Source organism: Halobacillus campisalis (assembly GCF_030345335.1).
In the GTDB taxonomy this organism is placed as follows: Bacteria; Bacillota; Bacilli; order Bacillales; family Halobacillaceae; genus Halobacillus_A; species Halobacillus_A campisalis.
The window spans coordinates 199,095-224,181 of the sequence record NZ_JAPVRC010000001.1; the positions used below are offsets into that span (position 1 = coordinate 199,095).

At 41.1% G+C, this 25,087-nt stretch carries 28 protein-coding genes; 22 read left to right on the forward strand and 6 right to left on the reverse strand.

The annotated features are described in order from the left end of the window. Positions 1-2: 2 nt before the first annotated feature. The 6 genes from hfq (at position 3) to glnA (ending at position 5,729) form a co-directional block, all read left to right on the forward strand. Positions 3-230 (forward strand): RNA chaperone Hfq, encoded by a 228-nt coding sequence (hfq, locus tag O2Q26_RS00955; protein WP_253935255.1) that lies wholly within the window; start codon positions 3-5, stop codon positions 228-230. A 125-nt stretch (positions 231-355) separates the two neighbouring features. After that, the gene (locus tag O2Q26_RS00960; RefSeq protein WP_289214174.1) at positions 356-1,288 is read left to right on the forward strand and encodes an AAA family ATPase; all 933 of its coding nucleotides are present in this window, start codon (positions 356-358) and stop codon (positions 1,286-1,288) included. Between the two features lie 83 nt (positions 1,289-1,371). Continuing rightward, the gene (gene hflX / locus O2Q26_RS00965; protein ID WP_289214175.1) at positions 1,372-2,607 is read left to right on the forward strand and encodes a GTPase HflX; all 1,236 of its coding nucleotides are present in this window, start codon (positions 1,372-1,374) and stop codon (positions 2,605-2,607) included. Positions 2,608-2,621: 14 nt separating this feature from the next. Then, positions 2,622-3,845 (forward strand): methionine gamma-lyase family protein, encoded by a 1,224-nt coding sequence (locus O2Q26_RS00970; protein ID WP_289214176.1) that lies wholly within the window; start codon positions 2,622-2,624, stop codon positions 3,843-3,845. A 123-nt stretch (positions 3,846-3,968) separates the two neighbouring features. Continuing rightward, positions 3,969-4,373 (forward strand): MerR family transcriptional regulator, encoded by a 405-nt coding sequence (locus tag O2Q26_RS00975; RefSeq protein ID WP_253935259.1) that lies wholly within the window; start codon positions 3,969-3,971, stop codon positions 4,371-4,373. Positions 4,374-4,397: 24 nt separating this feature from the next. Beyond that, the gene (gene glnA, locus O2Q26_RS00980; RefSeq protein WP_289214177.1) at positions 4,398-5,729 is read left to right on the forward strand and encodes a type I glutamate--ammonia ligase; all 1,332 of its coding nucleotides are present in this window, start codon (positions 4,398-4,400) and stop codon (positions 5,727-5,729) included. A 284-nt stretch (positions 5,730-6,013) separates the two neighbouring features. Here the strand turns inward: glnA and lexA are convergent, their stop codons facing one another. Further along, the gene (gene lexA / locus O2Q26_RS00985; protein WP_289214178.1) at positions 6,014-6,637 is read right to left on the reverse strand and encodes a transcriptional repressor LexA; all 624 of its coding nucleotides are present in this window, start codon (positions 6,635-6,637) and stop codon (positions 6,014-6,016) included. A 318-nt stretch (positions 6,638-6,955) separates the two neighbouring features. On the opposite strand from lexA, the gene O2Q26_RS00990 reads away from it, so the two are divergent. The 9 genes from O2Q26_RS00990 (at position 6,956) to O2Q26_RS01030 (ending at position 13,793) form a co-directional block, all read left to right on the forward strand. Continuing rightward, entirely contained in the window at positions 6,956-7,615 is a 660-nt protein-coding gene (locus tag O2Q26_RS00990) for a YneB family resolvase-like protein (RefSeq protein ID WP_289214179.1), read from the forward strand. Positions 7,616-7,686: 71 nt separating this feature from the next. Next, positions 7,687-7,920, forward strand: coding sequence for a DUF896 domain-containing protein (locus tag O2Q26_RS00995; RefSeq protein ID WP_253935263.1), 234 nt, complete (start codon positions 7,687-7,689; stop codon positions 7,918-7,920). A 282-nt stretch (positions 7,921-8,202) separates the two neighbouring features. Next, positions 8,203-10,206: a transketolase gene (tkt, locus tag O2Q26_RS01000; protein WP_289214180.1), complete on the forward strand. Its 2,004-nt coding sequence runs from the start codon at positions 8,203-8,205 to the stop codon at positions 10,204-10,206. 144 nt (positions 10,207-10,350) lie between these two features. Then, positions 10,351-10,758, forward strand: a complete 408-nt coding sequence (gene sirA / locus O2Q26_RS01005) for a sporulation inhibitor of replication protein SirA (protein ID WP_253935265.1) — start codon at positions 10,351-10,353, stop codon at positions 10,756-10,758. Between the two features lie 74 nt (positions 10,759-10,832). After that, positions 10,833-11,063, forward strand: coding sequence for a YneF family protein (locus tag O2Q26_RS01010; RefSeq protein ID WP_371925012.1), 231 nt, complete (start codon positions 10,833-10,835; stop codon positions 11,061-11,063). Positions 11,064-11,338: 275 nt separating this feature from the next. After that, positions 11,339-11,893 carry a hypothetical protein gene (locus O2Q26_RS01015; RefSeq protein ID WP_289214181.1) on the forward strand — a complete coding sequence of 185 codons (555 nt, stop codon included), beginning with the start codon at positions 11,339-11,341 and terminating at the stop codon, positions 11,891-11,893. A 193-nt stretch (positions 11,894-12,086) separates the two neighbouring features. Then, complete coding sequence (locus O2Q26_RS01020) at positions 12,087-12,791, forward strand: cytochrome c biogenesis CcdA family protein (RefSeq protein ID WP_289214182.1); 705 nt, start codon at positions 12,087-12,089, stop codon at positions 12,789-12,791. 68 nt (positions 12,792-12,859) lie between these two features. Then, entirely contained in the window at positions 12,860-13,309 is a 450-nt protein-coding gene (locus O2Q26_RS01025) for a Na(+)/H(+) antiporter subunit B (protein ID WP_289214183.1), read from the forward strand. Between the two features lie 13 nt (positions 13,310-13,322). Further along, positions 13,323-13,793, forward strand: coding sequence for a CcdC family protein (locus O2Q26_RS01030; RefSeq protein ID WP_289214184.1), 471 nt, complete (start codon positions 13,323-13,325; stop codon positions 13,791-13,793). A 34-nt stretch (positions 13,794-13,827) separates the two neighbouring features. Here the strand turns inward: O2Q26_RS01030 and O2Q26_RS01035 are convergent, their stop codons facing one another. Then, positions 13,828-14,256 (reverse strand): DUF2621 domain-containing protein, encoded by a 429-nt coding sequence (locus O2Q26_RS01035; RefSeq protein WP_253935270.1) that lies wholly within the window; start codon positions 14,254-14,256, stop codon positions 13,828-13,830. Positions 14,257-14,508: 252 nt separating this feature from the next. Here O2Q26_RS01035 and acnA point away from each other — a divergent pair, with 252 nt between their 5' ends. From acnA to O2Q26_RS01070, 7 genes are all read left to right on the forward strand, one after another. Beyond that, on the forward strand, positions 14,509-17,214 hold the full coding sequence (gene acnA, locus O2Q26_RS01040; protein WP_289214185.1) for an aconitate hydratase AcnA: 2,706 nt from the start codon (positions 14,509-14,511) through the stop codon (positions 17,212-17,214). Between the two features lie 893 nt (positions 17,215-18,107). Next, positions 18,108-18,713: a peroxiredoxin family protein gene (locus tag O2Q26_RS01045; protein ID WP_289214186.1), complete on the forward strand. Its 606-nt coding sequence runs from the start codon at positions 18,108-18,110 to the stop codon at positions 18,711-18,713. A gap of 52 nt (positions 18,714-18,765) precedes the next feature. Beyond that, positions 18,766-18,909 (forward strand): FbpB family small basic protein, encoded by a 144-nt coding sequence (locus O2Q26_RS01050; protein ID WP_253935273.1) that lies wholly within the window; start codon positions 18,766-18,768, stop codon positions 18,907-18,909. A 418-nt stretch (positions 18,910-19,327) separates the two neighbouring features. Next, entirely contained in the window at positions 19,328-19,549 is a 222-nt protein-coding gene (tlp, locus tag O2Q26_RS01055; protein ID WP_289214187.1) for a small acid-soluble spore protein Tlp, read from the forward strand. A gap of 122 nt (positions 19,550-19,671) precedes the next feature. Beyond that, positions 19,672-21,930 carry an AAA family ATPase gene (locus tag O2Q26_RS01060; protein ID WP_289214722.1) on the forward strand — a complete coding sequence of 753 codons (2,259 nt, stop codon included), beginning with the start codon at positions 19,672-19,674 and terminating at the stop codon, positions 21,928-21,930. 1 nt (position 21,931) lies between these two features. After that, positions 21,932-22,354: an acyl-CoA thioesterase gene (locus O2Q26_RS01065; RefSeq protein ID WP_289214188.1), complete on the forward strand. Its 423-nt coding sequence runs from the start codon at positions 21,932-21,934 to the stop codon at positions 22,352-22,354. Further along, on the forward strand, positions 22,355-22,663 hold the full coding sequence (locus O2Q26_RS01070) for a hypothetical protein (RefSeq protein WP_289214189.1): 309 nt from the start codon (positions 22,355-22,357) through the stop codon (positions 22,661-22,663). It abuts the gene before it with no gap. Positions 22,664-22,683: 20 nt separating this feature from the next. Here the strand turns inward: O2Q26_RS01070 and O2Q26_RS01075 are convergent, their stop codons facing one another. The 4 genes from O2Q26_RS01075 to plsY form a co-directional block, all read right to left on the reverse strand. Next, complete coding sequence (locus O2Q26_RS01075) at positions 22,684-23,025, reverse strand: HesB/YadR/YfhF family protein (protein WP_289214190.1); 342 nt, start codon at positions 23,023-23,025, stop codon at positions 22,684-22,686. Continuing rightward, complete coding sequence (yidD, locus tag O2Q26_RS01080; protein WP_253935278.1) at positions 23,026-23,268, reverse strand: membrane protein insertion efficiency factor YidD; 243 nt, start codon at positions 23,266-23,268, stop codon at positions 23,026-23,028. Between the two features lie 9 nt (positions 23,269-23,277). Continuing rightward, positions 23,278-24,210, reverse strand: coding sequence for a GTP cyclohydrolase FolE2 (folE2, locus tag O2Q26_RS01085; RefSeq protein WP_289214191.1), 933 nt, complete (start codon positions 24,208-24,210; stop codon positions 23,278-23,280). Positions 24,211-24,355: 145 nt separating this feature from the next. Further along, positions 24,356-24,937: a glycerol-3-phosphate 1-O-acyltransferase PlsY gene (gene plsY / locus O2Q26_RS01090; RefSeq protein ID WP_289214192.1), complete on the reverse strand. Its 582-nt coding sequence runs from the start codon at positions 24,935-24,937 to the stop codon at positions 24,356-24,358. Positions 24,938-25,087: the final 150 nt, after the last annotated feature.

Sequence of the window (25,087 nt, forward strand, 5' to 3'; positions counted from 1 at the left end):
GTATGGCTCAGTCAGTTAATATCCAAGACAATTATTTAAATCAACTAAGAAAAGAACGGATGCAAGTGACCGTCTTTTTGCTTAATGGCTTCCAATTAAGAGGAGTTGTTAAAGCTTTCGATAATTTTACGGTTCTACTCGAAACCGATGGAAAACAACAGTTAATCTTCAAACACGCGATTTCGACGTTTGCACCCGCTAAAAATATTGCGCTGGATAAAGAACAATAATCAAGAAAGCGAGCTCCTAACATGGTGCTCGCTTTTTTTGTAGGGAGATCATTATATCCTTCTTGGGCTTATGTCACGCATTTATCATTTCAGCGTATGATACATGGAAGCAAGGAGGGATTTCTGTGAGTCAGCAAGCAAGGATAGCCCGCCAGGGGACGATCAATATAATTCTTAAGGATAGTTACCGTCACTCTGATGCGGCCGCGCTGGAGAAAAATCAGGAGAAGGTTCAAGTTCCTTATTTCCGTACAATAGACGGCTACTTTTCTTCTATAATTGGAATGGAAGGTTTGAAGCTTCAAATGAAAGAAATCTACGCCCAGCTCTTTATTGAGCAAAAAAGGCAAGAGGTGGGCCTGAAAAATAATCGTCAAGTGCTGCACATGATTTTTAAAGGAAACCCCGGTACAGGGAAGACGACAGTGGCCAGAAGAGTAGCTGAACTATTCAAAGAAATGAATGTCCTCGAGAGCGGTCATTTCATCGAAGTCGACCGCAGCGAGCTTGTTGGTGAATATATTGGTCATACCGCCCAAAAGACGAAAGAATTGATTAAAAAGGCGATGGGTGGAGTGTTATTCATCGATGAAGCTTATTCTCTAGCGCGGGGCGGGGAAAAAGATTTTGGTAAAGAGGCGATTGATACGATTGTTAAATGTATGGAAGATCATCATGATCAATTGATCATTATATTAGCGGGGTACCCATTTGAAATGGAAGAGTTCTTAGGAACCAATCCAGGTTTGGCTTCTAGATTTCCAATTCAGCTTGAATTTCAAGATTATTCCGCTGATGAACTTAGGGACATTGCCAAAGTGATGCTTCTTGAAAAAGATTACAGGCTGACACCAGAAGCCGAGAGAAAACTTTGTCACCATCTTTCGCTTCTCCATCATGATCCTCCGAGAAATTTCTCCAATGCCCGATATGTGAGGAATGTTATAGAAGAAGCCATAAGAAAGCATGCTTATCGACTGGCTAATCGGGTAGACTGGGATAAAAAGGACTTAATGTTACTTGAGCCTGGAGACTTTCATTTAACGTTTGATAAATAATCTGACAACACGGATATATATATAGATCGTAATTTTTTTGGTAAGATAAGAAAAGTCGTCTCAAGTAGAAGGTGGTAGAAATTTTGGAAAAAGAACAAGTTATCTTAGTGGCAAGAAAAGACCCGAGGCAGGACGAAACTCGTTTTGATTCTTCTTTAAACGAGCTTCGGTCCCTTGCAGAAACGGCTGGAGGAGAAGTGTGCAGAGTAGCTGTCCAGAATCGGGACCGTATCCATCCAGCCACTTACATTGGTGAAGGAAAGCTCGTGGAAATTAAAGAAATGGCTGATCAAGAGGATGTTCAGCTTGTTATATTCAATGATGAGCTCTCACCTGGTCAGTTGCGAAACATAGCTGACAAACTTGAACGAAGAGTCATTGACCGGAGTCAGTTGATTTTAGATATCTTCGCGGGCCGGGCACGAACGAAAGAAGGGAAGCTGCAAGTAGAGTTAGCTCAGCTTCAATATCTGCTTCCAAGACTCGCAGGTCAAGGTGCTGAACTTTCCCGTCTGGGTGGCGGCATTGGGACGAGAGGACCAGGGGAAACTAAGCTTGAAACAGACCGACGTCATATCCAGCGTAAGATTGATGATATTAAACGACGTCTAAAAATTGTCGTGCGGCAGCGAGACCAATATAGAAAACGCAGGGATGAGAACTTCGCTTTCCAAATAGCGATTGTAGGGTACACGAATGCTGGGAAATCTACTTTCTTCAACCGTGTGACTCAAAGCGATACCTTTGAAGAAGATTTACTGTTTGCCACCCTTGATCCATTGACAAGGCAGGTCAGCCTCCCTTCTGGGTTTGAAGCGTTAGTTTCAGATACAGTAGGCTTTATACAAGATTTGCCGACAACGCTTATCGCTTCTTTTCGTTCAACACTCGAAGAAGTAACCGAGGCTGATTTTATTCTTCATATGGTGGATGCTTCTCACCCGGATCATATCGAGCAAGAAAAAACGGTGACTAAGCTGTTAGAAGATTTGGGGGCGAGCCATCTTCCCTCCCTGACTGTATATAATAAGAGTGATTTGGTGGAGGGGGATTTCATACCACATGCCTTTCCTTCGATAACAGTCAGTGTGAAGCGGCCGGCTGATAATCAAAAAATCAAAACTAAGATTGAAGCAGTCTTAAAAGATGAATGGCAATCCTATGATGTTTTTGTGCATGCATCAGAAGGCAAAAAGCTTCAAAGTCTAAAAGCGCAGACCATCGTAACCCTATTAGAATTTTCGGAAGAGAAAGAAGGATATATCGTTAAAGGTTATATCCACCCCCAACATCCCATTAGATCAAGTTTACAAAGTTAGGAAGAGGCATCGTTATGGAACAGCTCATTCATAAAGTAGAAGAAATAATACAACCCCAACATAAAAAAGTACAAGCTATTGTAGAAGCGAACCAGGAAAAAGTGCTGGATGCTTTTCAAAAACTGAAAATATCTGACTCTCATTTCAACCCGACCACAGGGTATGGATATGATGACTTCGGTCGAGATGGTTTAGAAGCGCTGTACGCTGAAATTTTTAAAGCAGAAGATGCCATTGTAAGGTCTCAGTTGATCTCTGGCACGCATGCGATTACAACAGCACTATTCGGAGTACTCCGTCCTTCAGACGAACTGCTCTACATCTCTGGTAAACCATATGATACGCTCGAAGAAGTCATCGGTGCTTCAAGCGATCGAGATAAAGGATCGTTAAAGGATTTTGGAGTCACGTATCGATCTGTACCTCTAAGAGAGGATGGACAGATAAACAAGGACGAAGTGGAAGAGGCTGTAAATGATCGTACGAAGGTAGTGGCCATCCAGCGCTCTAAGGGCTATGCGGATCGCCCGTCCTTCACGATTAAGGAAATTGAAGAAATTATCGAATTCATTCGTTCCATTAACGAGAAAGTGATTATTTTTGTAGATAATTGCTACGGAGAATTCGTTGAAACGAAAGAACCTTTAGAAGCGGGAGCAGACCTGATTGCCGGATCGTTAATAAAAAATCCGGGTGGTGGGTTGGCGAGAGTGGGCGGCTACATCGCCGGCCATGCAGACCTGATTGAATTATGCGGTTATCGTTTGACTGCTCCAGGGTTAGGAAGAGAAACAGGCCCCAGCTTAAATACATTACAGGAAATGTACCAGGGAATTTTCCTGGCTCCTCATGTAGTAGGCGAAGCTTTGAAAGGAGCGGTGTTTACGGCTAAATTGCTGCACGAATTAGGATTCAACACATCACCAGCTTACGATGCTTATCGAACGGACCTTATTCAGTCGGTCAACTTTAATACGGCCGAGCAGATGATCAGTTTTTGTCAGTCGATCCAGGCAGCTTCCCCGATTAACTCACATGTAACGCCTCATCCCGGCCCCATGCCAGGCTATGAGAGTGAAGTAATTATGGCAGCTGGAACCTTTATTCAAGGTGCAAGCCTGGAGCTGACAGCGGACGGGCCGATCAGACCTCCATATATGGCATTTGTACAGGGAGGGTTAACTTACGCTCATGTAAAGTTGGCTGTAACAAAGGCTGTTATGAATTCGGTTACATAAACCCTCGTTGCTTAAGTTGGAATGTTTGGAAAATTCGGATGTAAACTTTCGTCACATATGTTGACATATGACCTCCTTACCGTATAATTAAGATAGAATTTTGTTATTGGGGGTGGCTAATCGATGAGTGATGAAATTCGTCGTTCTATGCCGTTATTCCCGATGGGGATTGTCCAATCTTTGACTGATCTTTCAGCCCGGCAAATCAGATATTACGAGCAGCATCAGCTAGTTACACCCGCTCGCTCTGAGGGTAACCGCCGGCTTTTTTCTTTCAATGATGTAGATCGTCTGCTTGAGATCAAAGCTTTGATTGAAAAAGGAGTTAACATGGCTGGAATTAAGCAAGTGTTAGCGATTTCCCAACAGCCGGAGAATGACAAATACGATGAGAAGCAAGTGGAAGAGGTTCGCAGTGAGCTTACTGATCGAGAGCTTCGTCGTATGTTGCAGCAAGAGTTGTTCACCGCAGGGAGACAAGGAAAGATGAGTTTAAGACAGGGAGAAATGTCAAGATTCTTCCATTAAAAAGTTGTCATAGGAGGAGTAATTATGGGATTAACTAGAGAAGAGATTTTTAAAAAGATTGATGAGGAAAATGTAAAATTCATCCGCCTGCAGTTTACTGACATGTTAGGCACTATCAAAAATGTGGAAATTCCGTTGAGCCAGCTGGATAAAGCCCTTGATGGGATGATGATGTTCGATGGTTCTTCAATTGAAGGATTTGTCCGTATAGAAGAATCTGATATGTACTTAGTACCAGACCTCGATACGTTCGTAGTCTTTCCCTGGACTTCAGAAAAAGGGAAAGTTGCACGATTCATTTGTGACATTTATAACCCGGACAAAACACCATTCGAAGGATGCCCTCGTTATAACTTAAAGCGAAATCTTAAGAAAATGGAAGAGCTTGGCTTCTCAGCATTCAACATCGGTACAGAACCTGAATTCTTCTTATTTAAATTAGATGAAAAAGGTAACCCTACAATGGAACTCAATGATAAAGGCGGATATTTCGACTTAGCACCAACGGACTTAGGTGAAAACTGCCGTCGTGACATCGTACTTGAGCTTGAGGAAATGGGTTTTGAAATCGAGGCTTCCCACCACGAAGTTGCTCCAGGACAGCATGAGATCGACTTTAAATATTCGGATGCAGTGAAACACTGTGATGATATTCAAACCTTTAAATTAGCTGTAAAAACCATAGCTCGTCAGCATGGACTGCACGCTACTTTTATGCCGAAACCACTCTTTGGAGTGAACGGTTCAGGTATGCACACCAACATGTCACTATTCAATGAAAACGGAAATGCGTTTTTCGACGAAAATGGGAAAGAACAATTGTCAGAAGTGGCTTACCAGTTCACTGCTGGTATCATTAAGCATGCGACGAACTTTACAGCTGTGACGAACCCGACCATCAACTCTTACAAACGTCTTGTTCCTGGTTATGAAGCACCATGTTACGTAGCCTGGTCTGGTCAGAACCGTAGTCCCCTGGTACGTGTACCTACCTCTCGCGGTCTAAGCACCCGTATAGAAGTGCGTAGTGTAGATCCAGCAGCAAACCCATACATGGCTATGGCGGTACTGCTTGCTGCAGGGCTGGATGGCGTAGAGAACAAACTAGAAGCGCCAGCACCAGTAGATCGTAATATTTATGTGATGAACAAGAAAGAGCGAGAAGCTCACGGCGTTCAGGATCTTCCTGCAACTCTTTACGATGCACTCGTAGAACTTGAAAAAGATGAAATCATGGTACAAGCCCTTGGTGAGCATTTATTCGAACACTTTGTTGAAGCGAAAGAAATCGAATGGGATATGTTCCGTACGCAAGTACACCCGTGGGAAAGAGAGCAATATCTGCAGACGTATTAACAACCAAAACCCTTGGAGCTCTGAGCTTCAAGGGTTTTTTATTGTTTTGATATATTTGATATAAAGGAAAGGTTTCGATATTACTGGTATGTATGTACGTATGTAGGATCTATTAAAGTTAATCGTTGATATTGAATATGAAGTAAAACAAAGTGCGAGTGGTAATGGCAATGGAAGCGATAGATATACTTACTGACTTTATATAAGCATGAGAACAACACCTCTATCGAAATAAAAAGCCCTGGCGAATAGGCGCCAGGGCTTTTTATTGGGAATGAATTAATTTAATGGACAGTACGGTATAAACCGACTACTTTTCCAAGAATGGAAATATCATTAAGAATAATTGGTTCCATTGTAGCGTTCTCAGGCTGAAGTCGAATGTGGTTGCTCTCTTTAAAGAATCTTTTGACTGTTGCTTCTTCTTCCTCTGTCATAGCTACAACGATATCCCCGTTGTTGGCTGTCGTCTGTTGTCTGACGATAACCATGTCTCCATCAAGGATTCCGGCTTCAATCATACTCTCGCCCTGCACAACAAGCACAAACGTGTTGTCATCCGTACCGGCTAAAGAGTCAGGAAGAGGCACATACTCCTCAATGTTCTCGATTGCAGTAATAGGCGAACCTGCGGTTACTTTACCGATTACAGGGGCATAGGACGCTTCTGATCGAGGAATACTCGTATCATCCTCTAATTCCATCACTTCGATAGCTCTTGGTTTCGTCGGGTCTCTGCGAATAAACCCTTTCTTTTCTAATCGTGAAAGGTGGCCGTGCACAGTTGAACTCGAAGCTAAGCCTACGGATTGGCCTATTTCTCTTACTGAAGGCGGATACCCTTTTAAAAGGACTTGTTCTTTTATGAAATCTAGTATTTCTTGCTGGCGTTTAGAAAGTTTACTCATATTTATACACCTCGAACATAGGATTATAGTAATTACATTCTATCATGTCGAATTGAAAAACACAAACAAGCGTTCGAAAAAATGTTGACAAGAACTTGTGTTCGTATATAATAATAACCAGACAAAGCGAACAAACGTTTCTAAGAACATTTGTTCCAATAATTGGAGGAGTGGTCCTATGTTCAATAAAATTTCTATGTTAGATGTGACTTATATCATTCTATTTATCGTCAGCTTGGCTTTTCTATACTTTTCTATGGTTACGAGCGTATAGTAGTCTTATAGGTGAGAGTTTTAATAGTTAGAGGGGTTATTGTGATGAGAGGGATCATTTACTGTCGCGTAAGTACAGAAAAAGAACAGCAGGTAAGCTCACTGGCACGCCAGAAAGCTGAGTTGATGGATATGGCGCATAGGAAATCAATTGAGATTGTACAATGTATCGAAGAACAGGAAAGCGGCTATGATATTGAAAGAGACGGCGTTTTTCAAATGCTTGATCTATTCTCCAACCATGAAGCTGACATGCTGATGGTTCAAGATGAAACAAGGTTAGGGCGGGGCAATACAAAGATTGCGCTTTTTCATCAGCTTCAAAAACTGGGCGTCAGCATTTACTCGTTGACAGATGATGGGGAAGTGAAAATGTCAGAATCAGACTCCATGGTACTGCAGATTGTCGGGATAGTAGAAGAGTATCAGCGTAAAATCCATAACATGAAGATCAGAAGAGGGATGCGGAAGGCTGTTGAGAATGGCTATAACCCTCAAGCGAATTTAGCAAATCAGCACTTGGCCCAGGGGAGGGAAAGACTCGAATTTCCTGTTGAAGAAGTCGTTCGCCTTAGGCAGAACAAGCTTACTTTTAACGAAATTGCTGCTACGCTTAGAGGGCTGGGGTATGATGTCTCTAAAGCTACGGTACATAGACGGTATCAGGAGTTTGTATCACTTGAAAAAAATGAAGAGGAGCGTTAATATATTACATGAGGCAAGCGTCAAACAGACACTTGTCTTTTCATGTATTCTATTAAAAAGGAGGTCTAGCTATGATCTCAAACGAAAAGTTGAATCGTATTAATGAACTTTCTCATAAATCAAAAGATCAGGGGTTGGATGCTTCTGAGAAGAAAGAACAGAAGCAGCTTCGTGAAGAATATTTAAAAAATGTCAGAAAATCTTTCAAGAATCAACTGAAAGGCATGACTGTAGTAGATCCTAACGGAAAAGACGTTACTCCAAAAAAACTTAGGGATATGCAGGAAAAAGAAAAAAAACATTAATCATATTTATTCCGCACCGCTCTCCGGTGCGGATTCTTTGTTTAATTATTTACTCAAAGGGAAAAGTAAGGGATATTGGTTTATACGTTAGGCAATGTGCCATGATTATCAATATTTTTCGACAGTTAAGCAAACACGATCCGCACCGACCTAATTGTTGAAAAATTCACTGATAAAAAAGTGAAATGTGAAAAAAATTATGACTTTGCTTGTCACTTCCGCATTTTCATTATACGATAATACATGGTACATAGACGTTATTAGAAAGGGGAACTTTTTATTATGGCAAACAGTCTTGAACAATCTTCAATTAATACCATTCGTACTTTAGCAATTGATGCAGTAGAGAAAGCGAATTCAGGTCACCCTGGAATGCCGATGGGGGCTGCTCCGATGGCTTACACGCTATGGACGAAATTCATGAACCACAACCCTGGAAATTCCAATTGGTTCAATCGTGATCGTTTCGTATTATCAGCAGGGCATGGATCCATGCTTTTATATGGCTTACTTCACCTGTCAGGGTATAACGTGACGATCGATGATTTAAAATCATTCCGCCAGTGGGGTTCTAAGACTCCTGGACATCCTGAATTTGGACACACAGATGGAGTTGAAGCAACAACCGGACCTTTAGGTCAAGGACTTGCAATGGCAACTGGTATGGCAATGGCAGAGGCTCACTTATCTGCAAAGTATAATCGTGATCAGTATAATGTTGTAGATCACCATACATTTGCAATTTGTGGCGATGGTGACTTAATGGAGGGTGTATCTCAGGAGTCCGCATCACTTGCCGGCCACTTAGGCTTAGGGAAGCTTGTGGTTTTATATGATTCCAACGATATCTCTCTTGATGGTGATTTAGACCGTTCATTCAGCGAGAGTGTTGAGAAACGTTATGAAGCATATGGCTGGCAGGTTATCCGTGTTGAAGACGGAACGGATACAGAAGAAATTGCAAAAGCGATTGAAAAAGCTAAGCAGAATACAGAACAGCCTACAATGATTGAAGTGAAAACGGTAATAGGCTATGGTTCTCCTAATAAATCAGGAAAATCCGCCTCCCATGGTGCCCCTCTTGGAAGCGAAGAAGTAGAAGCTACCAAAGAGTATTACAAATGGGGTCATGAGCCATTCCATGTTCCTGATGAAGTATATGAAGATTTCAGCAAGAAAGTGAAAGATAACGGCTCCCAAAAAGAATCTGAGTGGAATGATCTATTCCAGCAATATAAAGAAGCGAACCCTGAATTAGCTCGTGAACTTGAACAAGCTATGGAAGGAAAGCTGCCTGAAGGATGGGAGAAAGAACTTCCTTCATTTGAACCCGGTGAAGATAACCCGGCTACTCGTGCAGCTTCAGGAGAAGTCATCAATGCCCTTTCAGAAAAGATTCCTTATTTCTTCGGTGGAAGTGCGGATTTAGCAGGATCTAATAAGACGGCAGTGAAAGATCAGGAAGATTTCTCTCGTAAAAATTATGCTGGCCGTAATATTTGGTTCGGTGTTCGTGAGTTTGCGATGGCAGCTGCGTTAAATGGGATGGCGCTTCACGGCGGCTTAAGAGTTTATGCAGGTACATTCTTCGTATTTAGTGATTACCTGCGCCCTGCGCTGCGTTTGTCTGCTCTCATGAATCTGCCTGTAAACTATGTGTTAACTCATGACTCCGTTGCTGTAGGTGAAGATGGACCAACACATGAACCAGTTGAACAACTGTCTTCATTGCGTGCGGTGCCTAATTTATCTGTGGTTCGTCCTGCAGATGGAAATGAAACTAGCGCAGCATGGAGACTAGCTCTTGAGTCCAATACGACTCCAAACGCTCTCGTTTTAACACGTCAAAACCTGCCTACATTAGAGGGTACGAAAGAACTTGCTTATGAAGGCGTTAAGCGTGGAGCTTACATCCTGAGCGATTCAGATAAAGACACTCCAGATGGTATTTTGCTTGCTTCAGGGTCTGAAGTTCAATTAGCCGTTAATGCGCAAAATGAGCTTAAAACGAAAGGCTTTGATGTACGAGTAGTAAGTGTTCCATCATTTGATCGTTTTGAAAAACAGGATCGAGAGTATAAGGAAAATGTGCTGCCTAACGAAGTAAGACAACGACTAGCCATTGAAATGGGAGCTTCCTTCGGATGGGAACGCTACGTTGGCCTTGATGGAGCAGTCATCGGAATCGACAAATTCGGAGCTTCAGCACCAGGAGATACAGTAATTGAGAAATATGGTTTTACTGTTGAAAATGTAGTGAAACATGCTGAAAATTTAATGAAGTAATGATATTTAAGGCTACTGCGCATTTTGCGCAGTAGTTTCCTTATGCAACTAGTATTTTGACAAAAGTTATGCACCTCTATGGACAAAAAGTGACAAACTAATTCTTCCTTGCTCGGTATAATACTAGCAAGGAGGGGTGGTTATATGAAGTTTGCGATCTACGCCATCAAAAGGGATGTAACTGAAAAATACTATTATAAAGTAGATTTGTTAAAACGTTTTTTTGAAGAATGTTGGACATTTTCCGATTCTTCCATTTATAAAAAGCAATTAGATTACATCACGAACCATTTCTCTTTTTACGAATGGTTGAAGAAAATACAAGGAAATCATTCAATTTTAAGCGACAGAATATACGATTGTGAAATGAATTATGATATAATAGAAGGCAAGAACTGCTGTTGTCTATTTCAGTGTGACAGCCTCTGGCAAGCAGAACGGGTATTATTTCAACCGCTACGAATGTGCAATCAAACGTTTTTTATCATAGAAGAAAGCGGCGAGCATTACGGATGGATTTCCCCTCTTTTAAGTCAGCGTCTGTTATCGTAAAAAGCTCTATTGTATTCCTGTGAGCATTTTACTATACTGTTATGGGAGACAACACGAAGGAGGAAGACGTTGATATGACTTTGGGCATCGTATGGGTAATCATCATTGCTGTTTTAGCTCTAGTTGGTGGTGTAGCTTTAGGCTTCTTCATTGCTAGGAAGTACATGATGAACTACTTGAAAAAGAACCCACCGATAAATGAGCAAATGTTACGTACATTGATGATGCAGATGGGGCAGAAGCCTTCTCAGAAGAAGATCAATCAAATGATGCGTGCTATGAACAATCAAAATCAAGCAAAATAAAGACAATGCCAGTTTAACTACAGGCGCTGAAATCTTTCAGATAACCACTTTTCCTATTGGGTTTTAACCAAAACCAAGACGAAAAGTGGTTTTTTGTCGTACAACCGTTTAAATGAATAGTGGAGAGAAAGAATTGAAATATTGAGTATTAGCAATCGGGCTTGATGCAAAGAAAAATGTAAAATAGAAAGTAAATTCGTTCATTAGTGTCATAATTTAAAAAAATATGGTATTATTTTAATGCAACAATTGTTTTATAATAGGGGGGGTACAGGATGCATTATAATGTGGATCAGGCTTTTGAACAATTAAAACAATACAAAATCACGACAAATAAAGAAAGTCTTCGCAGATGGCTTAGAAATGGCACGATTAAAGGCGTTGAACCAACATCAAGGAAAGAAGGATGGAGAATAAATGAAGAAGATTTATGGGCGTTTATTCGACAGCGAGTTCCAGAAGTAATCAGAAAAAAACCTATTACAACAAATGTTGCAAAAGAAGAGAAGAATCGCGAGTTTTTCCGCGCGGAAATGTGGTGGGAAATGACCCGTAAAAACTTGTTCGAAGGATCTGTTCCCGTTAAGAAACAGGATCTAGAAACTTGTATAGCTCATTTGAAGTACCCTAAAGAGTTTGAAGAACTTGTATGGGAACGAATAACTGAGCATACTTGGCAAGCTGTGCCGCGCATTTTCTATTTGCACGATGCATTCCTATTTAACAGGAAGCGCCTTAAATTGGATCCTGGCTACGAAAATATAAAAGACCAAATTTTATTTTCATTGATCGAACATGTGCGGATATCGGACTATGAAAAGGAAAAATAGCGAAGAATTTGGAAGTCGATAAACATCGATCAGTTAAATGAATAAAGTTTGGTACCTCTTGCATATTATCTATTAATGCGGATTTTTCGGACTATGACATAGAATCGTCATTAGATGTTCACTGCCAACGTTCGTATTTTACTATTTCGTCTGCTACAATAAGGACGAGTGTGTGTAGATGGAGGGATCATTAATGACAGATGTGAATATTTTCTTAGCTTTTGGAGCAGGTTTTCTTTCGTTTATTTCACCCTGCGTCCTTCCTTTATACCCGGCTTTTCTTTCTTACATAACTGGGATGAGTGTCAGCGAATTAAAGAATGATAACGGAATGCTGAAAAAGCGTAGTTTGATGCATACTATACTGTTCTTACTAGGCTTTTCTACGATTTTTATAATTTTAGGGTTTTCAGGCTCTTTCTTTTCTCAAATGCTTATACAAAATGACGATATTATTCGCAGAATGGGTGCTGTTTTAATCATCTTTTTCGGATTTGTCATTATTGGTGTGTTCAATTTTCGATTTTTGATGAAAGATCGTAAAGTTCGATTCAAAAATCGTCCGGCGGGATATGTCGGTTCTTTTCTTATTGGATTGACTTTTTCTCTTGGATGGACCCCCTGTACTGGACCGATTCTTTCTGCGGTGCTCGTTCTGGCTGCTGATCAACCAGATTTATTCATGATCATGATGATTGCCTATTCTCTAGGTTTTTCACTGCCTTTCTTAATTCTTTCTTTCTTCATTGGTAAAATGGGCTGGATCAGACGAAATAGTGCAGCCATAGTAAAAGCTGGCGGATATATAATGATTGGGATGGGAATCGCCCTTTATTTTGATTGGATGACGATGCTGACTTCATATTTAGCAGGTCTCTTCAATTTCCAAGGGTTCTAAGCCGTGGATTTTCTACGCGATTTATATTATGATGGACACAATGAAAAAAGGTTAAAAGGAGTTTACTAATGCGAGGGACAAATGATTTGATTTTACGAACAACAACCGCATTTATTGCATTTATTCTATTAGGTTTTTCTGTCTATTTATTTTTTGCAGGACACAATAAACCTGGTGGAGGCTTCATTGGAGGCTTAATGGCTTCAGCAGCTCTTATTCTCATGTATATGGCATATGGACATGAAGCTATGGGGAAAGTGATACGCGTCAACTTTTTGTATATGGTTTTCACGGGATTGCTTATAGCTGTAGCTACAGGTATTGGATCATTTGTATTCGGGGCGCCGTTCCTGACACAGAATTTTGGATATTTTCAATTGCCGATTTTAGGAAGGACAGAGCTTGCAACGGCTTTATTGTTTGATTTAGGAGTCTACTTGACCGTAATCGGGGTAACGATGACGATTATTTTGACGGTGGCTAAAGATCGTGCAGAAGTAAATAAAGCGAACGCGTGAGAGAGTGAACACTATGTTCTGGTTAATTTCAAGCACGGTCGTTGCATCCATAATGGCTGTCGTTATGATTTTTGTACGCCTGCGAGCTGCTAAAAGGCCAGCAAGTGTAAAAAAAATCATTTTACCGCCGTTTTTTATGAGTACAGGAGCACTTATGTTCCTTTTCCCAGTATTTCGAGTTGAATGGACACAGGTTGCAGAAGCTGTTTTGATAGGTGCGTTATTCTCGATTTTCCTCATTCGTTCTTCGAAGTTTGAGGTGCGAGATGGCGAAATCTACTTAAAGCCTTCAAGGGCTTTCGTATTTATATTATTCGGTTTATTGGTTCTAAGGATCATTTTAAAAATCATTATTGGAGCCACGATATCGTTCGGGGAAATGAGCGGAATGTTTTTCCTGCTTGCTTTCGGCATGATCTTCACATGGCGTATAGCGATGCTTATGCAATTCCTTAAACTCGAAAGAAATTATAAACAAGCATAAAAAGATCGGTCCTATCTAAATAGGGCCGATCTTTTTACCGTTCAAATAATGGTTGATATGGTGTAATGTCAATTTGCTTTTCTTCGAGTTTTTTGATCAGAAATTTATGGTCTCTCTTCGGAGTTGCTAAAATATATCCTTCTATAATAATATCTTCGGTAATTTCAGAACTCTCTTTCTCCAAGGCGACCTGCCCGATCCGACCGGCTATTTTCTGTTTGGCTATATCTCTGAAAAGCTCTGGAACAGGCGAAACCAGCTCTTCAAGGAGAGCTTTTTGTTCTTTATTCCACATATGGATAGTTTTTTCGATATAAATTTCTTCCCAGTCTATCGTTGATTTTCCATCTTCTTTCGGAAGACGTTTCAAGAATTTGCGGAACATAAAAAATCCGCCGATTCCCATCAATACGACCATTAGGACAATCCACCCGACGATAAAAAAGGCAAAGCCGCCCGACATATGATCACCCGTTTCATTTTGAATTATCTCTGTAATTATTATAAAAGGAATGCCCTGGAAAGACAAGCTGAATTGGGAAGTGTCGAATCAGCAAAAAATTTGCGTAAATATTTTACTTATAAATCGTTTTCATATACAATAAAGGATGCATATTTGTGGACTTTTCTGAAAAAGAAAGCAAATGAACTATTGGGGAATGGGAAAGCCGATTATGGCAAACCATTTAAATTTGATGAGGGGGTAAAAGGAAGTATGGCTAGCAATGCATTTAATGCTCGCAAACATTTTGACTTAAATGGCAAAACGTACAACTATTATGATTTAAAAGCCTTAGAAGATGCGGGACACGGAAAGATATCCCGACTGCCTTTCTCCATCCGTATTTTGCTTGAATCTTTACTGCGTCAACACGATGGTCGCGTTATTAATAACGATCATGTAGAAAGTCTAGCAAACTGGGGAACTAACAAATCTAAAGGGGAAGACGTACCTTTTAAACCATCACGCGTTATCCTGCAAGACTTTACGGGTGTACCAGCGGTTGTAGATCTGGCTTCACTCCGTAAAGCAATGGTTGATCTAGGAGGAAGCCCTGATAAAATCAATCCGGAAGTTCCAGTTGATCTTGTCATTGACCACTCTGTGCAGGTAGACAAATATGGTACGGCCGACTCCTTAAACGTAAATATGGAGCTTGAATTTGAACGTAACCAGGAACGGTACGAATTTCTTCACTGGGCTCAAAAAGCCTTTGATAACTACCGTGCTGTACCGCCGGCTACAGGAATAGTGCACCAGGTTAACCTTGAATACATCGCAAACGTCGTTCATGCAAAAGAAAACGACGAAGGTTCTTATGATACTTATCCAGATACTCTTGTTGGAACAGATTCTCACACAACGATGATCAATGGATTAGGTGTACTAGGCTGGGGTGTTGGAGGCATCGAAGCTGAAGCGGGAATGCTTGGCCAACCATCCTATTTCCCTGCACCAGAGGTTATCGGAGTGAAGCTGAACGGAAGTTTCCCTCAAGGTACTACAGCAACTGACCTAGCTCTTAAAGTTACACAGAAGTTAAGAGAGCAGAATGTAGTAGGGAAATTTGTAGAATTCTTTGGTCCTGGCCTGCAGGAGATGCCGCTTGCTGATCGTGCAACAATTTCAAACATGGCCCCTGAATATGGTGCCACGTGTGGATTCTTCCCAGTCGATGGAGAATCTCTGGAATACTTACGTTTAACAGGGCGCAGCGAAGAGCAAATTTCTCTTGTAGAAAAATACTGCAAAGAAAACAGCCTTTGGTACGATCCTTCCTTCGAAGATCCAGAATTTACGAAATTGGTCGAGATTGATCTGGATGAACTTGAACCTAACCTTTCAGGTCCAAAGCGCCCTCAGGATTTGATACCACTTTCTCAAATGAAGAAATCTTTTGAGAAAGCCATTACTGGTCCTGCAGGAAACCACGGATTCGGTCTAGGTGAGCAAGAATTTGATAAGGAAGTTGAAGTGGAGTTCGCTGATGGTAAGAAATCGGTTATGAAGACAGGGGCGCTTGCAATCGCAGCCATCACTTCATGTACCAACACATCAAACCCTCACGTTATGCTTGGAGCGGGTCTGGTAGCGAAGAAAGCAGTCGATCAAGGTCTTGAAGTACCTGATTATGTAAAGACTTCCCTTGCGCCTGGATCTAAAGTTGTGACACGTTATCTTGAAGATTCCGGTCTGATGCCGTACTTGAACAAATTAGGGTTTAACCTAGTAGGGTACGGGTGTACAACTTGTATCGGTAACTCTGGTCCTTTGCTTCCTGAGATTGAAAAAGCAATTGCTGATAGCGATTTGACAGCTTCTTCGGTACTTTCAGGTAACCGTAACTTTGAAGGTCGTATTCACCCGTTAGTAAAAGCGAATTACCTGGCTTCACCTCCACTTGTTGTAGCTTATGCACTTGCTGGAACAGTAGATGTTGACCTTAAGACTGAGCCTTTAGGTACTAATAAAAACGGTGAACCGGTTTACTTTGACGATGTGTGGCCGACTCAAGAAGAGATCAAAGAAGAAATTGCACGCGCAGTAACTCCTGAAATCTTCCGTAAAGAGTATGAGAACGTCTTTAACTCTAATGAAAAATGGAATGAAATTAATACAACGGATGAGCCTCTATATGATTGGAATGATGATTCTACGTATATTCAGAATCCACCATTCTTCGAAGGTTTATCACCTGATTCAAATGCCGTAAAACCGCTGAACAATTTACGTGTAATTGGTAAATTTGGTGACTCGGTTACAACCGACCACATTTCTCCAGCAGGCGCTATCCCTAAAAACATGCCTGCAGGTGAGTATTTAATTGAAAATGATGTTTCTCCTCGTAACTTCAACTCGTATGGTTCCCGTCGTGGTAACCACGAGGTTATGATGAGAGGAACGTTTGCGAACATTCGTATTCGTAACCAGTTAGCTCCTGATACTGAAGGTGGTTATACAACTTATTGGCCGACAGAAGAAGTGATGCCAATTTATACAGCTGCGATGAAGTATAAGGAAGACGGTACTTCTCTAGCTGTAATAGCTGGAGACGATTACGGTATGGGAAGCTCCCGTGACTGGGCTGCTAAAGGTACAGACCTTCTAGGTATTGAGACTGTCATTGCACAAAGTTTTGAGCGTATTCACCGTTCTAACCTGGTAATGATGGGTGTGCTGCCTTTACAGTTCAATGAAGGTGATACTATTGAATCACTAGGATTAACTGGACGTGAAGCACTTGATATTCATGTCGATGAATCCGTTAAGCCGCGTGACCTCATTAAAGTTACTGCAACTGCGGAAGATGGAACGAAGAAAGAATTTGAAGTCATTGCTCGATTTGAAAGTGAAGTTGAAGTGGATTACTATCGTCATGGCGGAATTCTGCCGATGGTACTTCGTAATAAATTAAGTTAATCCAATGGTTAATGAAAAACCTGCTGTTATGTACAGCAGGTTTTTTTCTATGTTAAAGGTGATTGTTGATTTTGATAAGTGAGTTATTCAACAATATGGCAGGATACTTGAAGACTTGATTTCGAGATATTTGGTGAGAGGATCAGGACGGCGGGGAATGGCTCGCTTTCCGTGGGAGCGCGGTGAGCTTCCTCGGACGTCCCGTCCTGCGGGATCTCACCAAGCACTCTCTTCCCACAGGAGTCTCTCCATTCCCCGCCGCCCCTCACTATAGATGTGCTTCTCAAAATCGCTGAAAAAATAACCTTCTAAGTAATAATGTGAGTATTAAACCCAGGTGGTATGGCTATAGTATTCTAGTTATAAAGCCTGCACTTTAAGGTAGTTCCAAACATTCTTGCATACGACAGCAAAGATTTTAGTATTATTGCCAATCAATTAATAATATTTTTAAACTTGGTATAGTCTCGAGCACCTTCCACTCGGATGGTGGCTTTAGAAAACGGTGAGACTCCTGTGGGATGTACATGGTAGGTGAGATCCCGGAAGGCGAAGCCTGAGGAAGCTCACCACATGCCCACGGAAAGCGATCCGTTTTCTAAAGCCACCATATCCCCATACAAAAGTCTCGAAACTGAGTCTTCCACTAAAGGGAGCTTTTATGAATATCAACACGAACATTAACAAAGCTTTGTTTTTAGAGGTGAAAAAGAAGGAGGGCTTCTTAATCTTTACAAATGGAGCGAAGGGTTATAATGTAAAGAGAGACAGGTATTCAGCACTAAACTGAACGTTATTAAAAAAATTCAAGGCAATAATAAATTTATTATAGCGTACATAAACATGTCCATATAAACAATACAAGAATAGCTGATTAGAAAGGAATATACAAAATGCTAAAACAAATAAGCGCAGGGTTGTTTCTTCTCATTCTCGTCGGTTTTATCGTTTACAGTGAAGTTGGTCAGGGCACCGAAAAAGATAATTCGTCTGAAGAGTTGACTAAATACGATGTATCAGGAAAAACCGATCAAGAGGGTACAGCGATGACAGCCCCAAATGCTCCTAAAGGATTGGAAGTAGGAGATGAAGCGCCTGATTTTGAGCTCGAGACGTTAGACGGTGATAAGATAAAGCTTTCAGAATTAAAAGGTAAAAAAGTCATGATCAATTTTTGGGCGACATGGTGTCCTCCTTGTAAAGTGGAAATGCCGGAGATGGAGAGGTTCCATGAGAAGTATGGAGATGAAGTGGAAGTTCTTGCTATAAATGCCACCGGCACAGAAAGTAAGCTTAGAAACGTGGAGGAATTTATAGAGGAAGAGGGATATACATTCCCTATATTATTGGATCAGGAACTAGAAACGAATGATGACTACCAAGCTGTCTCATTGCCAACTACTTACTTTATTGGAACTGATGGGGTGATTCAGCAGCCGCGAAAGGTAGGACCGATGACGTATGATTTCATGATTGAAATGAAAGATTCACTTAAATAAGTATATCTTTATTGAACATGGGAATCCTTTAATCTTAAAGGAGTGATTTCCCGTGAGACAGAAGCAGAAAATCAGTTATCAAGAACGGATCCAGCAGAATATCAAATCCATCATGGAAGACCCAAAATTGTTAGATCAAATTGAACAGCGTATTGATGAGCGGCACCACCGACGTCTTAAAAAGATCCCTTCCTAAGCAGGAGCGGATCTTTTTAATTGCTTCTGTTAATTCGTTGTTGATATTCATCGGTTTTGGACTGGACTGAGCTGACGGAGATAAAGGGAAACACGAAGTACGGAGTGATTCAATGTTGACTTATCGTAAGAAGTAAAGGGAGTCTCAGTAGCCGATGAGCTCTATAGCTTAAATAGAGGCTTAGATGAGTGCTCAAAATTCTTTTCTATTCCAATGCCAATAGGGTTCGTACATTCCATTTCGCACGGGTAGCTTCCGAACCACCCCAGACTCTCAATAAGGCAACGAACTCCCGTTATCTCGACACCAAGCTTTCCACTATCCTGCTATATCGTCGAATAACTTTTATGAAAAAGTAAGGAATATTATTCCCAAGCGGGAACAGGCTAATTAGAGAAATAACTAAGGAGGTCTTTATATGAATAAGAACAAGCCAGATAACCGAGCAGACAACGTGGAGAAATTACAGGAAGCTGTACAACATACTATTGAAAATATTGAAGCTTCCCACGAAACAATGCAGATGGCCGGGGAAGCTGATCGTGCCGCTATCGAAAAGAAAAATAAAAAACGAGAAGAATCTCTTGAAAGTATGCGTGAGGAAATCAAAGACGAAGCACGGAATCAGCAAAAAAGATAATTGTTAAAAGTCCGTACCTAACATAACTGGCACGGGCTTTTTTCATTGGGCAAGTTCGTCTACATAGCGAAAAGATTGTGATAAAATTAAACACGATGATGGAAGGACGGGATACTTTGACTATTAATACAATAAAACAATGGATAAGCCTGGAACAAGAACCACCATTATCTGAAGTGGAAGCACTTCGTATTCTTGATCACGGCAGTATTGACGATAAAGAAGTTCAAGCTTTACTTTACGTCACATTAGCTTATTACCGGATTAAAAGGCATCCGGAAAAAGATAAAATCGCTGATCAGTTTATGGACGAAGCTCGCATTATGGAGCCACAGCACCGCCTTGTTCGTGAGCTTGACGAATCTGTCCGGATGATGAGAGCTTATACCATTTTAAAGGATACTCCTTTTGAACAATGGGTACTCCATGAAACCGATCATACCTCGGCAAAAGCAAAAAAAGTTCATGCCATATATAAGGAAGCCGAGTGGATAGCAGAACAGTGGGATGAGGAGCTGGCGACTAAAACTCTTGTTGACGCGGCAAATTCAAGGCTCAAGCTTTACCAGGAAGTTTACGAACATCTAGGAGAATTAAAAGACATTTTAACAGAAGCCATCGACTCTATTGAGCATCGCCGCATCCATGTTCCTGTCAAGGAAGTGAATATGAAAATTAGGAAGCTGACGGATTATCAAGACGAATTATACAAGCGTCTACCTGACATTCTTACGAAGAATAGAGCTGAGGATCCATTGGCTTCTTTTCAACAGATGATCGGTTTACGTGATGTGAAATCTTACATTAACAGGTATTATCATTTCTTGAAATATCAGCAGCAGCGAAAGAGTTACGGCTTTTCGATGGTGGACGATCCTGGACTTCATATGATTATCACAGGAAATCCCGGTACAGGTAAAACGACAATTGCACGCTTGCTGGCAAATATTTATTATGATCTGGGGATATTAGATACTAGAGATGTCGTAGAAGTGAATCGGTCCCACTTAGTAGGCTCGTATGTCGGCCAAAGTGAAGAGAATACGATGAATTATGTTAAGCAGGCCTCCGGCGGCGTATTGTTCATTGATGAAGCGTACAGCTTAAAACGTGAAGGCCAGACAGGGAATGATTACGGGCAGGCCGTGATTGACACGTTAGTCTCTGCAATGACAAGTAAAGAATACGGCGGAACTTTCGCCTTGATTTTAGCCGGTTATCCAGAAGAAATGAGACAGTTTTTATGGTCCAATCCTGGATTGCGAAGCCGTTTTCCAGAACAGAACCACATCCAATTGCCGGATTATCAGATGAATGAACTACTGCAAATTGCTGAATATGCAGCGATAGAAAACGACTTCTTTTTCACAGAAGCGGCACTTAAAGAGTTGGAAACGCTTATTGATAAAGAGAGGGTTGATGATTCCTTCGGTAATGCAAGGACGGTAAGAAACCTTGTCCTTAAAATCATTTTTCATAAAGGTGCCGTAGAGAATTGGGGAGAGAAGCAGCACTGGCTTGAACACATGAGGATCGATGAAAAAGATATGAATGTCGATGAAAGTGCGTCCGAAGAGGAGCGCTCGCCTCTGGAGCAATTGCATTCTCTCATCGGATTACAGCATGTAAAGCAGGAGGTGCGTAAGCTTTCCTCTTTCGTACAGGCGCAGCAAAAAAGAAAGGAAAGTGGTTATCCTGTCGTTCCCATTCAATTGCATTCCGTGTTTTCTGGTAATCCAGGGACAGGAAAGACGACCGTTGCGGATATTTACGCTAAAATTCTAAAAGAGTGCGGGTTGTTAAAAAGAGGTCATGTCGTCGTAGCTTCCAGAAGTGATCTCGTTGCGGGTTACATTGGCCAGACAGCAATAAAAACGAAAAAAAAGATTCGAGAAGCTCTTGGCGGCGTATTGTTTATCGATGAAGCTTACGCTTTGAATGGTGGATCGCATGATCAATTCGGAAAAGAAGCCATCGAAACCATCGTCGATGAAATGACTAAGCATAATGAAAACCTTGTCGTCATTTTAGCAGGATATGATAAAGAGATGTCTCAGCTGATAGACAGTAACCCTGGTTTGTCTTCAAGGTTTAAAAAATATCTTAAATTTCCTGATTACTCAGAAGATGAATTATTAGAAATGACGATTTTTCAAACGGAACAGTATGAGTATCGGTTGGAGGAAGAAGCCAAGGGTTATCTCATCGATAAGTTTCATGAGCATAAAATTCGTGGAAATGGCCGGTTCATTAACAATTTAATTAATGAAGCCATCCAGTATCAGGCTTTAAGGCTGATTAAAGGGGATACGGAAGAATTTAGTACGTTAACAAAAGAGGATACTTTACTTGCATGGCAAAGTGTACGGGGGGAAAACTGAGATGAAAATTAATGAACTGCCGATTAAGGTGCGTTATCAGGAGACGGATATGATGGGGGTCGTCTATCATGCGAATTATCTTGTATGGTTTGAAATGGGGCGTACGTCTCTAATAGAAGATCTCGGCTTTAAATACCACGAGATTGAAAAAAAAGGCGTCGTTTCTCCTGTTGTCGATGCTTCTGTAAGCTTTAAACAGCCGGTAAGATATGGTGATGATGTTTATGTGAAGACATGGGTAGAAGATTATGATGGTTTACGAATCACTTATGGCTATCAAGTTTATCACGCGGACGGAAAAGTGGCTGTGGAAGGTGAAACGAAACATGTCATCGTCAAAAAAGAAAGCTTCCGCCCTGTATCGATCCGTCGAAGCTTTCCTGAATGGCATGAAGCTTATGTTCACGCTATGGAGGAACAATAAGTGGCCTTCGGTGTAAAAAGAGAAGAGTTAGTGAAGTGGAAAAAGAAGGTGAGCGGCGGGGAGATTGCATTTCTCACTCATTTTTGGCTCGATGATCGTTTTCCGGGTTGTGATACAGTTACGAAAGTAGGCTGTTCAGACTTGGATAAGTTAAAGGCGTGGGGGGAAAAGCACGGTTTGGAGGGGCAATGGATCCACCATGATCCCCGTTACCCTCACTTTGATTTATTTGGCGATCGTCAGTATGAGATTTTAAAAAAGGAAGGCCAGTGGAATCAAATTGAACATTTTTCCCTGCATAAAAAATGACCGGCGCAGTTATGCGGCGGTCATTCGTATATAAATTCCGGTTCATTGAATTTCTCGTGAAGCTGGACTTTTAAAGAATGTCCATCAAAATACCATTCGTCATTCGCTTCAATAAAGTAAGTGATCAAATTAATTTTATCCTCAGCGATCGGCTCTGTCGCTTCATCTTCTTTTATAGCTAATGATAACCCTGGCAAAAGCCCGCCAGTTCCACCGTAGCGGACAAAGAAACGTATCGACGTTTCTTCTTTTATATCCAACTCATCTTCATACCATTTTGCGGCTTCTTCCGTCACTTTTAATTTAATAAGATCATCTCCTCCATGTTCTCCTAATATAGTGCTTATATCAGGAAGATTCATTTATTCCTCTTGATCAGAGTGGTACTTATTCTTTAAAGGAACAGGGTCGAACCCGCCTTTATGGAAAGGGTGACATTTGCTTATTCTTTTTACTGTTAAAAAAGACCCTTTCAAAAATCCAAATCTCTTAAATGATTCTATTCCGTATTCTGAGCAAGTGGGCTGGAAGCGGCAGCTCGGGGGAGTCATCGGACTGATCCATTTCCGGTAAAATGATATAAGTGCAATCATTACGTGCTTCATGACGACCCCTTATTGTGCTTCTGATTTTTTATCATAATTTAATGAAGCTACTGCATCATGCAAGTGAATGGATTCTTCGTTCCTGCATTCAACGGAAAAAGCTTCCACGAAATCATATTCATACAGGTCTGCTGCGACAAGACGGACGATATCCTCAACAAAACGAGGATTTTCATAAGCTTGTTCAGTGACCATTTTCTCATCAGGACGTTTAAGAACAGGGTGGATTCTGGCACTTGCATTACTTTCTGCTGCTTCAAGCAGTGCGGCTTTCCAGTCAATCGTTTGTTCGTCGAAGTCTTCGGTCAGTTTGACGCTCATCGTTACATTTCCGCGCTGATTGTGGGCGCTGTATTCACTGATTTCTTTGGAACAAGGGCAGAGCGTCGTAATTTTTCCTGTAAGAGTGACGGTAACATCAAATCCTGTTTCAGCATCGTACAGAACTTTGATTGTTGCATCGGCATAATTCATACCTGCTAAATCAGAATAAGGTCCCTTGCGCTCGAAAAACCACGGGAAGGATACTTCTATTTCTGAGTCACTCTCGTTTAAACGGCCGGCCAGTTCTTCTGTGAATTTTTTTAATGTTTCAATATCCACTGCAAATCCCTGGCGGTGATAATGATCAAGCTGCTCCGTGAATCGGCTCATATTTGTCCCTTTGCTGCCCTGGGAAATAGAAGACCCAAAGGAGAAGGTGCCTATAGTTGTCTGTATTTCAGGCGTGAGCTGACTCGGTATAGTGATCGGATGCTTTACATTCGAAATACCGACCATATCTATGTCGAAGAGGAAGTCTTTCTTCGAATTTTGTAAATCTGCCATCTTGCTTTTTTCTACAGGTTTCGTGCGCGGCCCGGGTGTGACGGAGCCGAATAATTTATGGCGTTCTTCTTTATTAGGAAGCTGTTTGTTTTTGTTCAATTCTGTTTGATTCATAATGAGGACTCCTTTCAGACCTGCTTATACGTCAAAGTATACAATATGTAGAATCGTTAATAAAATTTATTGCTTTTATAATGCGCTGTATGAAATTGATTATACACACACAAAGAAGCCTACGACAATAGAAATGCCGCAGGTTTTACATCCACGTGATCTTAGGCTCCGTTTTGTTCATTATTCGCTTGATGTTCGAACGATGACGGTAGATGACAAAAACAGTAAATACTGCAATGATGATAGATAAACCGTACTCTCCTAAAAGAAGCGTTACGATGAAGGTCACAATTCCCGTCACCATAGAAGCTAGTGAAACATACTTACTCAAGTATAGAAGGAGGAAAAAGGTTCCAAGCAAGATCGCAAACACAAGAGGATTGACTCCGAGCACCACACCTGCTGATGTAGCTACGGCTTTTCCACCTTTAAAGCCTGCAAAAACGGGGTACATATGTCCGATTACTGCAAAGACTCCAATTACAAGCGGAATCACATCTGCACCAAACAGGACAGGAATAACAGCGGCAGCCGTTCCTTTCAAAATATCGGCGATCGTTACGATCAGGCCCGCCTTTAAACCGAGTACTCTGAATGTGTTGGTGCCTCCAAGGTTTCCGCTTCCATGCTCTCGTATATCTATACCATAGCCCATCTTACCGACAATAAGACCAGAGGGAATTGCTCCTAAGAGATAAGCAATTATAATAAAAATGAAATATTCCATGATGTACAACTCCTTACGTCTTTGTTATTAGTTTATCATTATATCTGGTGTTAAAGAACAAAAAAGTTATAGGCAGATAGATTTTGTATGGAAAAAAAGAGAGGCGGGAAAGAAATCGTCGAGAAATTTTTAAATTATATGGCTGCTTCA

Coding starts and splice junctions, on each gene's coding strand:
- O2Q26_RS01020 (WP_289214182.1), top strand. CDS start 12,087: ATGACAGATGTGAATATTTTCTTAGCTTTTGGAGCAGGTTTTCTTTCG.
- O2Q26_RS01045 (WP_289214186.1), top strand. CDS start 18,108: ATGCTAAAACAAATAAGCGCAGGGTTGTTTCTTCTCATTCTCGTCGGT.
- yidD (WP_253935278.1), bottom strand. CDS start 23,268: ATGAAGCACGTAATGATTGCACTTATATCATTTTACCGGAAATGGATC.
- tlp (WP_289214187.1), top strand. CDS start 19,328: ATGAATAAGAACAAGCCAGATAACCGAGCAGACAACGTGGAGAAATTA.
- O2Q26_RS00995 (WP_253935263.1), top strand. CDS start 7,687: ATGATCTCAAACGAAAAGTTGAATCGTATTAATGAACTTTCTCATAAA.
- sirA (WP_253935265.1), top strand. CDS start 10,351: ATGAAGTTTGCGATCTACGCCATCAAAAGGGATGTAACTGAAAAATAC.
- O2Q26_RS01030 (WP_289214184.1), top strand. CDS start 13,323: ATGTTCTGGTTAATTTCAAGCACGGTCGTTGCATCCATAATGGCTGTC.
- O2Q26_RS01015 (WP_289214181.1), top strand. CDS start 11,339: ATGCATTATAATGTGGATCAGGCTTTTGAACAATTAAAACAATACAAA.
- O2Q26_RS00990 (WP_289214179.1), top strand. CDS start 6,956: ATGAGAGGGATCATTTACTGTCGCGTAAGTACAGAAAAAGAACAGCAG.
- O2Q26_RS01035 (WP_253935270.1), bottom strand. CDS start 14,256: ATGTCGGGCGGCTTTGCCTTTTTTATCGTCGGGTGGATTGTCCTAATG.
- O2Q26_RS01075 (WP_289214190.1), bottom strand. CDS start 23,025: ATGAATCTTCCTGATATAAGCACTATATTAGGAGAACATGGAGGAGAT.
- lexA (WP_289214178.1), bottom strand. CDS start 6,637: ATGAGTAAACTTTCTAAACGCCAGCAAGAAATACTAGATTTCATAAAA.
- hfq (WP_253935255.1), top strand. CDS start 3: ATGGCTCAGTCAGTTAATATCCAAGACAATTATTTAAATCAACTAAGA.
- O2Q26_RS01025 (WP_289214183.1), top strand. CDS start 12,860: ATGCGAGGGACAAATGATTTGATTTTACGAACAACAACCGCATTTATT.
- plsY (WP_289214192.1), bottom strand. CDS start 24,937: ATGGAATATTTCATTTTTATTATAATTGCTTATCTCTTAGGAGCAATT.
- tkt (WP_289214180.1), top strand. CDS start 8,203: ATGGCAAACAGTCTTGAACAATCTTCAATTAATACCATTCGTACTTTA.
- O2Q26_RS01065 (WP_289214188.1), top strand. CDS start 21,932: ATGAAAATTAATGAACTGCCGATTAAGGTGCGTTATCAGGAGACGGAT.
- acnA (WP_289214185.1), top strand. CDS start 14,509: ATGGCTAGCAATGCATTTAATGCTCGCAAACATTTTGACTTAAATGGC.
- glnA (WP_289214177.1), top strand. CDS start 4,398: ATGGGATTAACTAGAGAAGAGATTTTTAAAAAGATTGATGAGGAAAAT.
- O2Q26_RS00970 (WP_289214176.1), top strand. CDS start 2,622: ATGGAACAGCTCATTCATAAAGTAGAAGAAATAATACAACCCCAACAT.
- folE2 (WP_289214191.1), bottom strand. CDS start 24,210: ATGAATCAAACAGAATTGAACAAAAACAAACAGCTTCCTAATAAAGAA.
- O2Q26_RS00975 (WP_253935259.1), top strand. CDS start 3,969: ATGAGTGATGAAATTCGTCGTTCTATGCCGTTATTCCCGATGGGGATT.
- O2Q26_RS01010 (WP_371925012.1), top strand. CDS start 10,833: ATGACTTTGGGCATCGTATGGGTAATCATCATTGCTGTTTTAGCTCTA.